The sequence below is a fragment of the Streptomyces sp. TLI_185 genome, assembly GCF_003814765.1.
Classification (GTDB): Bacteria; Actinomycetota; Actinomycetes; order Streptomycetales; family Streptomycetaceae; genus Streptomyces.
This window is the reverse complement of sequence record NZ_RKRB01000001.1, coordinates 9,899,421-9,914,909: the sequence shown is the minus strand read 5'-3', so window position 1 is coordinate 9,914,909 and position 15,489 is coordinate 9,899,421. Positions and strand designations below refer to the sequence as shown.

General features: G+C 72.0%; 12 protein-coding genes and 2 pseudogenes. 10 read left to right on the top strand and 4 right to left on the bottom strand.

The window, feature by feature from the left end:
- The first annotated feature begins 35 nt into the window (after positions 1–35).
- The 5 genes from EDD92_RS45540 to EDD92_RS45520 all read left to right on the top strand — a co-directional run bounded on the left by EDD92_RS45540 (position 36) and on the right by EDD92_RS45520 (position 6,772).
- On the top strand, positions 36–1,781 hold the full coding sequence (locus EDD92_RS45540) for a glycosyltransferase family 39 protein (RefSeq protein ID WP_123969709.1): 1,746 nt from the start codon (positions 36–38) through the stop codon (positions 1,779–1,781).
- Positions 1,782–1,911: 130 nt separating this feature from the next.
- Positions 1,912–2,835 carry a MurR/RpiR family transcriptional regulator gene (locus EDD92_RS45535; RefSeq protein WP_180292416.1) on the top strand — a complete coding sequence of 308 codons (924 nt, stop codon included), beginning with the start codon at positions 1,912–1,914 and terminating at the stop codon, positions 2,833–2,835.
- Positions 2,836–3,269: 434 nt separating this feature from the next.
- Entirely contained in the window at positions 3,270–3,644 is a 375-nt protein-coding gene (locus EDD92_RS45530; protein WP_123969705.1) for a hypothetical protein, read from the top strand.
- A 58-nt stretch (positions 3,645–3,702) separates the two neighbouring features.
- Positions 3,703–4,269, top strand: a complete 567-nt coding sequence (locus EDD92_RS45525; protein WP_123969703.1) for an antibiotic biosynthesis monooxygenase — start codon at positions 3,703–3,705, stop codon at positions 4,267–4,269.
- A 202-nt stretch (positions 4,270–4,471) separates the two neighbouring features.
- Positions 4,472–6,772 (top strand): SpoIIE family protein phosphatase, encoded by a 2,301-nt coding sequence (locus tag EDD92_RS45520; protein WP_123970841.1) that lies wholly within the window; start codon positions 4,472–4,474, stop codon positions 6,770–6,772.
- 19 nt (positions 6,773–6,791) lie between these two features.
- On the opposite strand, the gene EDD92_RS45515 is transcribed toward EDD92_RS45520, so the two are convergent.
- Complete coding sequence (locus tag EDD92_RS45515) at positions 6,792–7,475, bottom strand: peptidoglycan-binding protein (RefSeq protein ID WP_185124335.1); 684 nt, start codon at positions 7,473–7,475, stop codon at positions 6,792–6,794.
- A gap of 147 nt (positions 7,476–7,622) precedes the next feature.
- On the opposite strand from EDD92_RS45515, the pseudogene EDD92_RS52610 reads away from it, so the two are divergent.
- From EDD92_RS52610 to EDD92_RS45495, 4 genes and pseudogenes are all read left to right on the top strand, one after another.
- Positions 7,623–7,985 (top strand): annotated as a pseudogene (locus tag EDD92_RS52610) (hypothetical protein); the annotation flags it as partial.
- A 19-nt stretch (positions 7,986–8,004) separates the two neighbouring features.
- Positions 8,005–8,466, top strand: a pseudogene (locus tag EDD92_RS45505) (polysaccharide lyase beta-sandwich domain-containing protein); the annotation flags it as partial.
- A gap of 121 nt (positions 8,467–8,587) precedes the next feature.
- Positions 8,588–9,259: a TetR family transcriptional regulator gene (locus EDD92_RS45500; RefSeq protein ID WP_185124497.1), complete on the top strand. Its 672-nt coding sequence runs from the start codon at positions 8,588–8,590 to the stop codon at positions 9,257–9,259.
- Positions 9,260–9,425: 166 nt separating this feature from the next.
- On the top strand, positions 9,426–9,839 hold the full coding sequence (locus EDD92_RS45495; RefSeq protein ID WP_123969700.1) for a Zn-ribbon domain-containing OB-fold protein: 414 nt from the start codon (positions 9,426–9,428) through the stop codon (positions 9,837–9,839).
- A gap of 7 nt (positions 9,840–9,846) precedes the next feature.
- Here the strand turns inward: EDD92_RS45495 and EDD92_RS45490 are convergent, their stop codons facing one another.
- Positions 9,847–11,193, bottom strand: coding sequence for a Gfo/Idh/MocA family protein (locus EDD92_RS45490; protein WP_123969698.1), 1,347 nt, complete (start codon positions 11,191–11,193; stop codon positions 9,847–9,849).
- Positions 11,194–11,379: 186 nt separating this feature from the next.
- Between EDD92_RS45490 and EDD92_RS45485 the strand changes: the two genes are divergently transcribed.
- Positions 11,380–14,157 carry a hypothetical protein gene (locus EDD92_RS45485; protein ID WP_123969696.1) on the top strand — a complete coding sequence of 926 codons (2,778 nt, stop codon included), beginning with the start codon at positions 11,380–11,382 and terminating at the stop codon, positions 14,155–14,157.
- 57 nt (positions 14,158–14,214) lie between these two features.
- Here the strand turns inward: EDD92_RS45485 and EDD92_RS45480 are convergent, their stop codons facing one another.
- Both EDD92_RS45480 and EDD92_RS45475 read right to left on the bottom strand, forming a co-directional pair.
- Positions 14,215–14,601, bottom strand: a complete 387-nt coding sequence (locus EDD92_RS45480) for a PPOX class F420-dependent oxidoreductase (protein ID WP_123969694.1) — start codon at positions 14,599–14,601, stop codon at positions 14,215–14,217.
- 130 nt (positions 14,602–14,731) lie between these two features.
- Positions 14,732–15,475: a type 1 glutamine amidotransferase domain-containing protein gene (locus EDD92_RS45475; RefSeq protein ID WP_123969692.1), complete on the bottom strand. Its 744-nt coding sequence runs from the start codon at positions 15,473–15,475 to the stop codon at positions 14,732–14,734.
- Positions 15,476–15,489: the final 14 nt, after the last annotated feature.

Sequence of the window (15,489 nt, the reverse complement as noted above, 5' to 3'; positions counted from 1 at the left end):
GAGGCGGGAGCTGATGCGACAGTAGGGCCCATGGGATGGGTCCGGATCGCTCCCGCCCCCTCGCGGTCCGTGTCACCGCGGGGCGGATGATGGCGCACGAACAACACTCGGTCCTCGAGCCGGGCACACACGACGACGAGGAACGCCCGCCGCCGCGGGCGACGGCCCCCGAGCGGTCGCCCCGCCCGCGCAGGCGGTGGCTGCTGCCGCTCCTCGTCGTCGTGCTGCTGGCCCAGATGGCTGCGGCGATGGTCACCACCGCCGTGCAGCAGACCCCGACGATCGACGAGCCCGTCTACGTCGCCACGGCCGCCGACTATCTGCACGAGCACCGGGTGCGTCTCAACCCCGAGCACCCGCCGCTCGGCAAGCTGGTCATCGCCGTCGGGGTGGCGGTCGCAGGCCCGCACGTCGACACCTCGTACAAGGGCGATCAGGGACAGTTCGGCAGGCATCTGCTGTACGAGTCCGGCAACGATCCATGGCGGCTGATGTTCTGGGCGCGCCTCCCGGTGATCGTGCTGACGCTCCTGTTCGGGCTGGTCGTGTTCGCCTTCGCCCGTGAACTCGCGGGCGCCGCCGCCGGGTTGACGGCGCTCGCCCTGTACGCCTTCTCCCCCGATGTGATCGCGCACGGATCGCTGGCCACGCTCGACGTGCCCGCGGCCGGGTTCGTGCTGACCTCGGCGTGGCTGCTGTGGCGGGCGCGCCGACGGCCCCGGCTGTACGTGCCACTGGCCGGGGTGGCGCTCGGGGCGGGGCTGGCGACCAAGATGAGCGTGCTCCCGGCGGTTCCGGTGCTGCTGGCGCTGGCCGCCTGGTCGGTGTGGTGCGCGGGATCCGGGGACCGGCGCAGGGGGTCGGCGCGCGCGGCCCTCGGTGCCGGCGTCGTGGCGGTGGCCGCCGTCGCTGTCGTATGGGTGTCGTATCTGGTGGTCGATCCGAGGCTGCGGTGGTCGCCGGAGCAGCCCGTGCCCGCGGTGCACGGGCTGAAGGGGCTGCTCGTGCGGCTGCTGCCGTTCCCGGCGTCCTACCGTGACGGGATGCGCGTCCAGTTCGGTCTCGAGAACTACCCGTGGCAGGGCTTCCTGTTCGGGCATCTGTACACCGGGTCCCGCTGGTACTACCTGCCGGCCGCGCTGCTGGTGAAGACGCCACTCGGCATGCTCGGCCTGTGGGCCGCCGGGGCCGTGGTGCTGGTGGCGGTGCGGCGGCTGCGGCCCGCTGCGCCGTATGTGCTGGTGCCGGCCGGTGTGCTGCTGGCCGCGGCCATGACCGGGTCGCGGGACTTCGGGACGCGGTACGCGGTCTTCGTGCCGATGTTCCTGGCGGTGGCCGCGGGCTGTGTGCTTGCCGTGCGGTGGCGGTGGGCGCCGCTCGTGACGGGAGCGCTGGTGCTGTTCGTCGCGGTCAGCTCGCTGCTGACGTATCCCTGTTATCTGCCGTACTCCAACGAGGCGTTCGGCGGTCCCACCAAGACGCATCTGCGGCTGCACGACTCCAACGTGGACTGGGGCCAGGACCTGGGCCGGCTCGCCGACCGGCTGCACGAGCGATACCGGGGCGAGCGGATCTGGCTGGTGTACAAGGGCAGCGGAGTGCCGTCGTACTACGGCATCGACGCGTCCGATCCGCGCAAGGTGCCCGCGCGTCGGGTGCGCGGGCTGCTGGTGGTGTCGGACTCGGCGGTGGCCAAGGCGCAGGGCCGGCTGGCCGCGTTGATCCGCAGCAGTCGTCCGGTCGACGACGTCGGGCATTCGATCACGATCTATCGCCGGTGAGGGGTGCCACCAGGTCTCGGCGGGCAATCTGAGGAACCGTCTGCCGGCGCCGGATACCCCCGTACAAGCCCTGGTCACAACGGTGTGTGGGCTATGTTGAAGCACTGTGGGAGACAAAGGAGGCGCACCGGTGTCATCGCCGCAGCAGGCACGCGCACAGGCGTCCGCGATCACCTCGGGCAAGACGGCTCCGGAGGCCGAGGCCGCCCCGGCCTCCCAGCTCAGGACACTCTTCGACCGGCCCCGCCTCTCCCCCGGCCAGCGGCGGATCGCCCAGTACCTGATCGAGCACATCACCGAAGCGGCGTTCCTCTCGATCACCGACCTCGCCGAACGCGTCGGCGTGAGCCAGCCCTCGGTGACGCGGTTCGCCGCGGCGGTCGGCTTCAGCGGCTACCCCGCGCTGCGCGAGAAGCTGCAGTCGATCGCCCTCGGCACCCTGGCCGGCGGCCCCGCCGCGACCGAGGAGAACGGCAGCAACGAACTGCAGGCGGCGGTCGACGCCGAGATCGAGAACCTGGAGAACCTGCGGCGCGACTTCGCCGACCCCGACCAGCTGATCGAGCTCGGCCGCAAGCTGGCGTCCTCCGCTCCCCTGACCGTCCTCGGGCTGCGCATCTCGGTCTCGCTCGCCGAGTACTTCGCCTACGCCGCGCGCCGTATCCACCCGGACGTGCGGCTGGTGACCCGGGGTGGCAGCGTCGCCTATGACGCGCTGTTGCAGTCGCGTGAGGCGGGTGGGACGTGGGTGCTGGCGTTCTCGATGCCCCGGCACGCCCAGGAGACCCTCACGGCCGTACGGGTCGCGCGCAGCGCCGGGCTGAAGGTCGCCCTGGTCACGGACCTGGCGCTGGGGCTCGTGGCCGACGAGGCGGACGTCGTCCTCGCCACCGGCACCGGCTCCCGCCTGGTCTTCGACTCCTACGCGGCGCCCGGCGTGATCGCCGCCGCGCTGCTGCAGGCCATGACCGACGCCGATCCCGAGCGCACCCAGGCGCGGCTCGAGGAGTACGAGCAGATCTCCGACCAGCACCAGTTCTTCCTGCGCGACTGATCCTGCGTCCGCGACCGTTCCGGCGTCCGCGACCGATCCGGTGTTACAGCGGAATTACAAAGGGACCTTTCGCAACATACTGCGCATGAATGTTTTCATGCTTCTTGCAAACCGGACGGCATATATAAATACTTCTCACGGATCGCGCACCGGCCCACTCCGGGACACGTTCCGCACCCCCGTCCCCACCCGCATCGCCCGGAGAAAGCCGACGGTCCGCCCATGCGCCTGCACCATCCGCCGCGCCGGCACCGTCTGCTCTCCCGGGCTCCTGCACGGACACCCGAAGCCGCCGTCTCCTACCCGCGTCGGCGCCCAGGGTGTTCGCTCGGGCCTCGCCTCTGCGAGCGCCCTTGGCGGCCCCGGTCATCCCCTAGACCGGGGCCGCCCGCCCCCGTCGGACCACCCCACACGACGCCGCACACCCGGAAGCGATGATCATGCAACTGACGACCACGCGCATCAGCCCGGACTGGCCGTGCCAGGTCAAGACGCCCGGCTCCTACGACTGGGAGCGCTCGGCGGCCAAGTGGCTCCGCGAGCTGGTACCGGCCCGCTACGGCAGCTATCCGGCCCTGATCCGCCACCCCGTGCTCCTGGCCCGCCATGCGCAGATCCAGGTGCAGCACGAGATCCGGGTCGCGCGTACCGCGCTGCAGACCGCCCGCGCCGATCTGCCCGCGCTCGGCCTGCCCGAGTCGGTCATCGAGCACACGATCAAGCTGTACGCGGCGGAGGTAATGCAGCTCCAGCACATCGCGCGCAGCGTCCGGGCAGTCTCCCAGGCCCTGGTCGACTCGGGGCGCTGAGCACGGCGGCCGGGTTTCGGCGGCATGTTTCGCGCCACGCGTGGCACACGTGGTGAGCATGAGCACCACCCAGTTGCGCAGGCGCGATCCGGTCACCACGGTGCTGACCTGGCAGGTGCGTCCCGGCCGGGAAGCGGAGTTCGAGAAGTGGACCCGTGGGATCACCCGCTGCGCCAGTCGGTTCCCCGGCAACGAGGGGGTCTCCTGGCTGCGGCCCGAGGACGGCCCCCGGTATCACGCGGTGTTGCGCTGGTCCGATCCCCAGCGTCTGGCGCGGTGGCTCGAGTCCGAGGAGCGGGCCGAGTGGCATGCGCGGATCGAGGGGATCGCCACGGAGGTGGGCGACGAGCGGCAGTCGACCACCGGGATGGAGACCTGGTTCAGTCTGCCGGGCACCACGGCACAGTCCCCGCCCCGCTGGAAGATGCTGCTGACCACCTTCCTCGGCGCCTATCCGTTCACGCTGCTCATCCAGTGGCTGGTGACGCCCCGCACCGCGGCCTGGCCCCTGCCGCTGCGGGCGGCCGTTTTCCCCATCGTGCTGCTGCCGGTGCTGACCTACCTGGTCATGCCGCTGCTCAGCCGGTTGTTCCGGCTGTGGCTCTACCCACCGCCGGACCACTGACGGGCGAGCGCGCCCCGGCGTCCACTTCGACACACCGGTTCTTCTTCTTTCGAGTGAAGCCCGGGCAGGCTGGACCACGATCGAAGCTGCCCTGTTGTGCGATGCTCGACGCGTGACGAGTGAGCATGCCGCGTCGACGGAGTCCCGCACCGCTGCCGACACCGTCGCGCTGGCCCAGATCGTCGCCAGGCAGCGCGCCGAGATGGACCGGCTACGCCACCTGGCGGCCATGTCGGCCGTCCTGGAGCAGGCCAAGGGTGTGGTCATGGCGCTGACCGGCTGCTCCCCGGGCGCCGCGGAGAAGGAGCTGCAGCGACGTGCCGGCACCGGCGGCCGCACCGTGCTGGAGGAGTGCTGGATCACCCTCGGCAGCCTGGCGCCGCCGGGCGGTGCCGCCCCCGAGCCAGAGCTCGCCGTCCTCGCCGAGTCCGCCGTGCCGTCCTCGCGGGAGGCGGCCGCGGATGAGGGTTCCGCCGCGCTCGGCGCCCTCGGCAGAGAACTCGTCCCTGTCACCACACCACAGGAGCTCGCCTGCTGCCTGCTGGAGCATCTCGCGCCCGAGGTGGACGCCGACGCGGTCATGATCTATGCGCGACGGCCCGCCGGAGGGCTGGAACTGGTCGGCCACGCCGGCATCGACGACACGTTCGCCGCCCAGTGGCACCGGATCCCGCCGCTGAGCGGGGTCGCCGCCCTCGAAGCCCTGCGGGCGGGCGAGCCGCGCTGGCTGGAGGACGTCGCCGCGGACCGGAAGCGTTACCTGCTGATCGGGGGCCCGACGGACCGCTGGGCGTCCCGCGCCTGGCTGCCCGTCCCGACCGGTGCCTCACCGAGCGTGTGCATCGGGATCCTGCGCACCCGCAGCGGGCCGTTCAGTGCGAGCGCCCGGGCGCATCTGCAGGCCGCCGTCCGGCTGTGCGCCGGACGGCTGCGGGGCTTCCGCACCGATCCGCAGGCCGCCGCCGGTGCCGGTGCCGCTGCCGTGGAGGCCCTGCAGGCCGTCTTCGACGCGCTGCCCGGCGCGGCCATGCTGCTCACGCCGCTGCCCGGCGCCTCGGGCGTGATCGACGACTACCGCATCGACGCCGCCACCGCGCAGGCCGCCGACGTGGTCGGCGGCGCCGGGCCCGAGCTGGTCGGCCGGCGCTTCCAGGAGGCGTGCCCGGCGCTGGCGGGCGAGCCGCTGTGGCAGGGCCTGCACGGCGCGCTCACCACCGGAGAGCCGTACGAGAGCGAGCCGTTCGCGCACCAGGAGGTCGTGGACGGTGTCGCGGAGCTGTCCACCTACATGGTGCGGGCGGCCCGGCTGGGCGAGGGGCTGTTCGTGACATGGGTGCGGCACGGCTCCTCGGACCGGCAGGAGCAGCGCCTCGCGGACGTGCAGCGGCTCGGGAGCCTCGGCTGGGCGAGCTGGAACCTGGTCACGCAGGAGGCCACCTGGTCCTCGCAGGTCTTCGAGCTCCTCGGGCGCGACCCCGGCGAAGGCCCGGTCCGCCTCACCGACCTGCCCGGCCTGGCCTTGCCCGAGGACGTGCCCGCGCTGGCCTGTGCCATCAGCGAACTCCTGGGCGGGAGCCGTCCGTTCGACGTCCCGTTCCGCATCAGGACGGCGGACGGGCTGCGGCATCTGCGGGCCGTCGCCGAAGCCGTGACGGACGCCGCCGGCAGGCCCGTCGAGGTGCACGGCGTCGTACAGGACCTCACCGCGCAGCGCAGCGCGGAGCTCGCCCTCGTCGAGAGCGAGCGGGCCGTCCTGAGCCAGCACGACGTGCTGCGCGCCGAGCGGGCACTGGCCGGCCGGCTGCAGCACGCCCTGCTCCCCCTGCCCACCCGCCCGGTGCGCCTGGCGGGGCTGCGCGTCGAAGTCGCCTATCTGCCCGCCCAGTCGGGCACCCACGTCGGCGGTGACTGGTTCAGCGCCATCGAACTGCCCGACGGGGACGCCCTCTTCGTGGTCGGCGACGTCGCCGGACACGGCATCGACGCGGTCGCCACGATGGCCCAGCTCCGCTTCACCGCCAAGGGCATGGTCATCACCGGGTCCTCGCTGACGGGAGCGCTCGCCCGGCTCAACACGCTGCTGCTGCACTCCCGTGACTCCCACGGGACCGCGACCATGGTCCTCGCCCGCTACTCCCCCGCCGAGCGCCGTCTCGTCTGGGCTCAGGCCGGCCATCCGCCACCCCTGCTGCTGCGCGGCGGCCGGGCGCACTATCTCGACCGGCCCGGCGGCATCCTGCTCGGCGCGAGCACGGCGCCGGACTTCGCGGAGGCGGAGTGCCCTCTCGCACCCGGCGACCGTGTCCTCCTCTACACGGACGGCCTGGTCGAGCGGCCCACGGAGGGCCTCGACCGGGGCCTGAAGCGGCTCTCCGCGGCCGTCCTCAGCCACCACACCGACGAGCCCGGCTCCCTGGCGCCGCTGCTCGCCGCAATGCTGGAGGGTGACCGCCGGGACGACGTCTGTGTGCTCGACATCCGGGTGCCCGAGGATCCGCAGTAGGAGGCGGCGTCCCACCGTGTCAGCCGGTGCCGGAGGCCGTGCGGGACTCCAGTGCGACCCGGGTGTCGTTGCCGTAGACGCCGGTCTCGTCGCCCCGGATGCCGTACCAGAGCTGGAAGCGGGCCACCGCGGCCTTCAGGGTGGCGTCGTAGGTGCCGCCGGTGGAGCCGCCTGCGTAGACGTCCGGGATGCGCAGCAGGCGTTCCTGCAGATCGGCCACGGCAGGGCCGCTGTCGCCCTCGCGGAGGGTGCCCGGGCCGTCGGGGTCCGACGCGGCGGAGCCGGTTGCGGTCGGCTCGGCGGAGGCTGTCGCGGTCGGCTCTGCGGACGCGGTGGGGCGGGGCTCCTGGACGGCGGCGGCGTCGTTCCTGTCGTGCAGCAGGAGGGCGCCGCCGAAGCCGACGAGGGCGGCCGCGGCGACGGCGATCGTGACGGCGGCGCGGCGCAGTCCCGGCCCGAACCCGAAACGGCCGCCGCCGCGCCGTGCGCTGCCGTGGCCGGTGCGCACGGGCGGGAGTTCCTGTGTCTCGCCCTCGTCCCAGGACCGCGGGTCCGGTACGGCGACAGGTTCGAGAACGCCGGTGCCCTGCTCCATTTCCTTGAACAGCTCCGCCAGGGCGTCGGTGCGGCGCGGACGCAGGACCCGGATGGGCTCCAGCGGCGAACGGTCCTGCGGTGACCCGGATGCGGGCGGTGTGGGCACTGCGCTCTCCTTTCGTCCCGACGTGACGGGACTCTCCGCCTTCCCCCGAGAGTGATACGCGCCGCCCTGCGTGCGAGTTCAGCGGTCCCCGAATCCGCCGAACGATCAACATGCCCAATTTGATCTATTTTCCTAATATTTGAGGCGGTGCGTGCTAGAAAGCCCGGTCATGACGACTTGTTGGTCACGTCGCGGCTTTCTGACCGCCGGCACCGGCACTGCTGTCGCCCTCAGCCTCCCGACCTCTTCCAGAGCCACGGCGGTGGACGAGTTCGCGCCCCTGCGGGCGAAGTGGCGGACGCTGATCCTCGGCGAAGGATTCAGTCCCACCGCCGAGCCCTTCAGGAGCCGGCTCGTCCAACTGGGCACCACGGCACGTCGGTTCCAGTCCACCATGGCTGGCAGATCGGCGCCCCTCAGTCCCTGCTCGACATCTGCGTGCTGATGTACGACGAGCTGTCGGCGGCGCAGCTCACGGGCTATCTGACCGCCGTCGCCCACTTCGTGCCCGACTCCGCGGTGGCCGCTACTGACGATGTACATCGACCACGGCACCGACCCGGCGAACGCGGTGTACGCCTACGTCCTCCTGCCCGGCGCGAGTGCCGCACAGACCGCGGCACGGGCAGCCGACACGACCTGGCTGACCGTCCTCGCCAACACCGACGGCCAACAGGGCATCAGCGTGCCCCCGCTCGGCTTCACCGGCGTCAACTTCTGGTCCGGCGGCACGACCGGAGCACTCGTCGCGAACGGTCCGTGCTACGTGACGGTCACTGAGCGCAGCGCCGGCACGGCGGTGATCTGCGTCAGCGATCCGACGCGACTGCAGACGAGCCTGACGCTCACCCGGAACCGGCCCGTCTCCGCGGTGACCTCGCAGCCGCCCAGGGTGACCTCGGCGACGACGGGTTCCTCGTTGCAGCTCACCTTCGGCGACCTGAGCACGACGGCGGGCGTCACACAGAAGATCACCGTCATGCTGGGGTGAGGAGCTCCGGCTGGCGCGGATGCACTGAGTTCCCTGCCTGGAGTGCACTGAGTGCCATCAGTGCCGCTGCGATGCTACGTTCCCGTACATGACGACGGAGGCGGCGGCCGTGAAGCCACCGATGCGGGACGCCCTGGTGGCGGCCGCGTTCCAGCTGTTCCTGGAGCGGGGTTACGAGCAGACGACGGTCGACGACATCGTGGCACTCGCCGGTGTCGGACGGCGGTCGTTCTTCCGTTACTTCCCCTCCAAGGAGGACGTGGTCTTCCCCGACCACGAGCGGTGTCTGGCCGACATGACGGCCTTCCTCGCCGACAGCGGCGACGAGGACGAACCCGTGCAGCGGGTGTGTGAGGCGGCCCGGCTCGTGCTGCGGATGTACGCCGAGAACCCGACCTTCTCCGTGCAGCGCTACCGCCTCACCAAGAAGGTGCCGGGGCTGCGGGCGTACGAGCTGTCCGTGGTGTGGCGCTACGAACGCGCCCTTGCGGAGTACCTGCGCGCCCGTTTCGCCGGCCGGCGCGACGGCACCCTGCAGGCGGACGTGATCGCGGCCGCCGTGGTGGCGGCGCACAACAACGCGCTGCGGTCCTGGCTGCGCTCGGACGGAAAGGGCGACTCCGACGCCGCGGTGGACCACGCACTGGGGTACGTCCGGTCCGCCTTCGGTACGGCTCCCCCCGTGCACCGCGGCGGCACGGAGCCCGAGGACGTGGTGGTCGTCGTCTCCCGCCGCGACGCCCCTCTGTGGCGGGTCGTCCAGGAGATCGAGTCCGCGTTCGGACGAGCCTGACCCGGAGGTCCACGGCCAGGAAAATTGAGGGTACCGAGTGCCTTTACGTGTGGCACTGAGTGCCATACATTGGTCGCGTGCACGGTGGCACGGTGAACCGGGCACGTGCGTGCACGGTTGACCCGCGCACGCGGGATTCCGGGCCGAGCGCAGGGAGTTGACCAGCGTGTACCACCACTCAGGAAACGTTGCTCGTCAGGCAGCCGGCTCCGCGGCAGGCGTGCTCGATCCCGGGACGCCCGATACGGACGCCATCCTCTTCCAGCGCTGCACCTGGTGCGGCACCGCCATGTACCACCGGCTCCTGTGTCCCGTCTGCCAGGGCGGCGACCTGCGGACGGAGCGCAGCGAGGGCGTGGGCACGGTCCGTCATGCGACGATCGTGCACCGCAACACCCCCGCCGCGCGCAATGTGTCGCTCGTGGAGATGGCCGAGGGATTCGTCGTGCGCGGCAGGGTCATGGGCCCGCTGATCGGCATCCACAGCGGTGACCGGGTCCGGCTGTCCACGGCCAAGGACCCGGTCCGCGGCGAGCCGGTCTTCCAGCTGGTCGACGAGCCCTACCGCGCCTGGTCCTGACGCTCCCTCAGCTCTCCCACACCCCGGGGACCAGGTCCCGCACCGCCACGGGCCGTCCCGTCTCGAAGCACCGGTTGGCGGCAAGTCCCACGGCCAGGGCGAGGGCGCCGTCGCGCTGGGTGGCCGTGGGACGGGCTGCCGCCGCGCCCTGATCCGGCGCTCCGGGGTCCACGGGCCCGAAGAGCGCGTCGAGCATACGGGGATCGCCCCCGCCGTGAGCCTCGTGGGCGGTGTCGAGCGGCACCTCGACCGGCGGCCGCCACAGCGGGCGCCAGGTGAGCCGTGCACCGCCCGCGTGCTCGGCGGCGGTGTCTCCGTGCAACGCGCCGCTGTCCGAGGCCACCGGGGTCCGGGGCTGCGCCCAGCGGCTCTCCTCGACCTCCAGCTCGAGACGCCCGGAGCTGCCGTTGAACATGACGCGGTAGCCCTCCCACGGGGAGTAGGCGGTGAGGTGGTAGGTCATCGTCGCCCCGCGCGCGTAGCGGACGAGGACTGCCATGTCGTCCTCGATGGTGACCGGGCCGCCGAAGACGTTGCGGTCGCGGATGTACCCGTCGTCCCCCTCTGCGTCCAGATACAGGGCGCGCAGGGTGTCGTTGCCGGCCAGGTCCAGCGCGAAGGGGTCGTCGGCGGCCGGGGCGGCCCCGTGGGCGCGGTCGTAGTCCCGGCGCAGTCCGTGGCGTTCGCCCGCCTCGGGGCCGTAGAAACCGAGCCGGCCGTAGCCGAAGACCTCGTGAGGCTCGTCGGCGAGCCACCAGTTGACCAGGTCGAAGTGGTGGCTGGACTTGTGCACCATCAGGCCGCCGCTGCTCCGTTTCTCGCGGTGCCAGCGGCGGAAGTAGTCGGCGCCGTGCCGTACGTCGAGAACCCACTCGAAGTGGACGGAGAGGATCTCGCCGATCGCGCCGTCGGCGAGCAGGGCGCGCACCTTCTCGTGCACCGGGTTGAAGCGGTAGTTGAAGGCGACGGTGAGGGGGTTGCCGGTCGCCTGCACCGCGTCGAGGATGCGCGCGCAGCGCACCGCGTCGACGGTCATCGGTTTCTCGGTGACGACACGGCAGCCCGCCTGCAGCGCCGGCACGATGTAGCGGTCGTGTGCGGCGTCGACGGTGGTGACGACGACCTCGTCGATGGCCTCCTTGGCGAGCATGTCGGTGAAGCGGTCCGGTTCCCATCCGGTGGCTGCGGGTTCCCCGGCGGCGGCCAGCGCCCGGTTGTGGAAGGCCATCCGCGTCGGGCTCGGGTCGCACAGGGCTGCCACGCGGTGGGCGGGGCGGGCGGCGAGTCCCCGGACGAAGGTCTGGGCGCGGTGGCCGGTGCCGACGACGGCGGCGCGCAACGGTGTTCGGCTCATTGGGGGCTCCTGTCCCGCAGGCCCGGCGCCCATGCCTGGTCTTCGGGGTCGGCCTGATCGCATCGCCGGGCACCGGCGAATCGGCAGGCACAGGCAACCCACAGGTCTCTCCTGTCGTCCTCTGAAACGCGTGACGCCCCCGGCTGACCAACGGGGTGCTTCTGCTTGGTACTTGAGGAGGGGACCTTGTTCCGTGCCCGGCGAATATGGGTGACCGCTGCGGCGGTGCTCGCGGTGGCGGGGGGATCGCCAGGACTTGCGCAGGCGGCACCGCCGTCCGGCGCCAGACCGTCAAGCACAGTCTCCGACCAGGACGGCGGCCTTCCACCGGGCTGGCGGATCGCCGGCAAGGGTGACGCCCGGCAGCTCGTCTGGCGCTCGACCGCCCCCGTGCCGATGGGAGACGCGCGCGTCGAGTTCTACTCCGGAGGCCGGATGCTGGGCGTCCCGCAGCAGGACAAGGACGGCCGCACGTTCCGTCTCGGCCTCGGGCGAAGCGCGGCGACCATCGGGCTGACGGGCCTTCATGTGCAGGCCGGTGGGCGCGAGTTGGACCCTGCAGGGCGTACCGAGACCCCGGGCGGACGGCGCTCCGCGGCGGCTGCGCCGCCCGCCCGGCTTCCGGCGAACTCCGTGGACCCCGGGAAACCGGGCCAGTACGCCACGACCACCGGCGAGTACGACCTCGACCCCGTGAAGCTGCCCGGCTTCCCCCAGCCGGTCGAGATGCGTGCCGTGGTGATCGCCCCGAAGGGCGCCACCGGGCACCGGCCGCTCGCCTTGTTCCTGCACGGCCGCCACTCCACCTGCTACACCCGTAGGGACGTGACCGGCGACTGGCCCTGCCCCCAGGGCACGAAGCCGATCCCCAGTTACCGGGGCTACCTGCGCGACCAGCGGCTGCTGGCCTCGCAGGGTTATGTGACCGTGTCGATCTCGGCCAACGGCATCAACGCCCAGGACGACGCGGCCGAGGACGGCGGCGCTCAGGCCCGCTCCTCACTGGTCCGCCAGCACCTGGCCCGCTGGGCCGACTGGGCCGCTGACCCGGGCTCAGCTCCCGCGGTCGTACGCGACGCACCGCCGGCCGACCTCTCGCGCGTGCTGCTCGTCGGCCACTCGCGCGGCGGCGAGGGCGTCAACCGTGCAGCGATGGACAGCCTCGATCCGCCGCCCGCCGTGCAGGACGGCTATCACGGCCCGGTGCGCTGGCACATCCGCGGCACCGTCCTCATCGGACCGACGATCTTCGGCCAGAATCCGGTCGCGGACGTGCCCTCGGCCACGATCCTGCCGGGCTGCGACGGCGACGTATCCGATCTGCAGGGCGAGGTGTTCGTCGACGGCACCCGGTCGGTCAGCCGGGGCGCCGCGCTGCACAGCGCGGTGTACGTGGTGGGCGCCGACCACAACTTCTTCAACACCGAGTGGACCCCCGGTCAGGCGCAGGCGCCCGCCGATGACGACTTCTCCGACGACCCGCAGCACCGGGACCCGGTGTGCTCGCCGGGCACCGCGACCCGGCTGACCGCGAACCAGCAGCACAAGGCGGGCAGCACCTATATCGCCGCGGCGGCCCGGCTGTTCGTCGCCGGGGACGACCGGGTACGGCCCCTGCTGGACGGCTCGGCCCGGCGGGCTCCCTCGGCCGATCCCGCGCGGGTGCTCACGCACGCGGTCGGGGCGAACCGCGGGGGCGGGTTCCTGCCGGACGGCAAGGTCACGGTGACCGGCGGGCGGCTGTGCTCGGCCGTCGATCCGGACGAACACGTCGCCTGCCTGGGATCCCGTGTGAAGGGTGCCTCGCCGCACTTCGCGCAGTGGGAGACGGACCGTGAGGCCGGCCGGCGCGCGGTCGCGCTGCACTGGTCGGCGGCCGGGTCGGCGGTCCGGGTGCGCCCCGATGCGCCGGTGTCGCTGGGCAGTGCCAACGACCTCGCCCTGCGCCTGATCGTTCCGCCCAACTCGACCGGTACCAAGCTCGACGTCTCCCTCACCGACACGCACGGCAGGCGGGTCACTCTCGGCCGCGCCACTGTCGACGGCCTGCCGGGCACGGAACGGACCGCTTCCTACTGGGCGCGCGAGGTGCGCGTTCCGCTGTCGGCGGCTTCCCGGGCCGGTTTCGACCTCAGGCACATCAAGTCCCTTGACCTGACCCCGCGTTCACGCTCCGGGAAGGCCTGGCTGATGGACGCCTGGGGCTGGCGCCCGGGCACCCCTGCGGTTCATGAGGCCCCGCTGGCACGCGTCGACATCGGCCGCACGACCGTCAAGGAGGGCGACTCGGGCGTCCGTACCTACCAGGTGCCGGTGGAGGTGTCAGGGCAGGGCAGCGGCCAGGTGCGGGTGTACGTCATCGACCCGGTCACCGGCAGGGCCAAGGACCACCTGGTCACGGTGCATCCGGGCGGCCACGACATCGACGTACCGGTGGAGGTGAAGGGCAACACGCGCTACGCGTACGACGTGGACAACACCGTGATCGTGAAGGCCGTGCGGGGCGCCGTCATCGGCTCGTACCGCGGTGGCCTCACGGTGCAGAACGACGACCCCATGCCCGCGATCACCGTGACGCCGGTGGCGGACCGGGTCACCGAGGGGAAGCCGCTGAAGTGGAAGGTGTCCCTGTCCGAGGCCGCGGACGTGGACCTGAGCCCGATGTTCGTCGTCGTCCCGGTCACCGGCGGCCCGGAGCTGTCCACCAAGGACGTCGACCCGGCGTGGCTGGCGGGCGCCTCGGGCGAGTCGCCGAATCCGGAACGTCCCCTGTCGCAGATCAAGTACCTCTACCTGGGGGCGGAAGTACCCAAGGGGAAGCTGAGTGCGGAGGTCTCCCTGCCGACGGTCAAGGACCGGGTGACGGAGCCGGCCGAGTCCGTGCGCTTCCAGCTGACGAACGACAACGGTGATCCGCAGCCCGGTGGGCCGACGCTGACCGGCACGGTGCTGGACGCCTCGTAGGCCGGGGTTCGCCGTCGTGACGGCCGCGGTCCTGCGAGGACCGCGGCCGTACGCGTCTCAGGGCTCCAGCGTCACGCGGATGCCGACGGTGCCCTTCAGGCCCCGGCGCAGCCGGCTGCCGAGCAGGGTGAGGCGGCCGACGATGCCGTACTTGCGGGCGATGAGCTCTCGGTAGCGGGCGACGGTCGCTTCGTCGCCGATCTCCGCGGTGGCCGGGAGCTGCGCGCCGGTGGGGTTGCCGCGCAGGTCGCAGGGGCCGACGAGGATGTCGCCGCGAGCGCGGATCCGCTTCACCTTCCAGGAGTCGGCCGCCGTCCACACCCCGAGCGTGTCGCCGTCCCGCACCACCCACACCGGGGTGGCAACCGGCGTACCGTTCTTGCGGTAGCTGGTGACCAGCACATACTTCCCCGCACCGAGCCGCTCCAGCGCCGTGTCGTCCATACCGAAAAGTCTAAGCAGGGCGCGCAAGGTCAGCTGCCGGTTCGGCAGCGCCCCGACAGGGGCGCGGGGCTGTATCGATATGCGGCTCCGCCACGTGCGCGCGACCAGCCACGACGGACCCGCAGACTGCTCACACAAGAAGCTGGAGAAAACGGCGCGCGAAAAGATACGCGTCCCCGGGCCACCGCGCCGACAGACAATTGCCGTCCTGCACGACAAAGGCGTGCGTGTCGTCATCCGCCGTACCGCGCTGAGTCAGAACCCGGGGCCCACGCTCGAACTGCGCAGCCGGCTCGGCAAGAGCACGCCGCACTTCGTCCTCCACATACGACGGGTAGGTGCGGTAGTACCGCCCGAGGCGCCATGCAGTGGTCAGGTAGGCGGTGCGCTCCATGTACTTGGGCAGGCACGTCGTGCGGCGGTCGGCCAGGATGCTGCGGCCCGTGCCGGGGTCCCGGGTGCGGGCCAGGACGAGCACTCCGTGGCAGATGGCACCGACCGGCCGGTCCAGCGCCCAGAACCGGGCGACCTGCTGCTGCAGCTCCGTCGAACCGAGGTACTGCCGCATGCCGGGCGCGTGTCCGCCCGGCAGGAGCAGTCCGCCGTACTCGGTCACGTCCACATCGGCCCAGGCAGCCGTGGCGGTGAACTCCGGTGCCGCGGTGAGCTGTTCGTAGAACCGCTTGGGTTCGTCCTCCGCGCCGAGCTGGCCGAAGAGGACACCCGTCAGCAGCCGTGGATCGGCCGCGGGCCGGGTCCGGGCGCGCTCGGTGGCGAAGACGACCTCGTGCCCGGCGTCGGTGAGCAGCCGCCAGGGCACGGCGACCTCAGTGACGTCGAAGTCGTGGTCGGGGAGAGGGATCAGCACGCGCATGAGGCCATCATGCA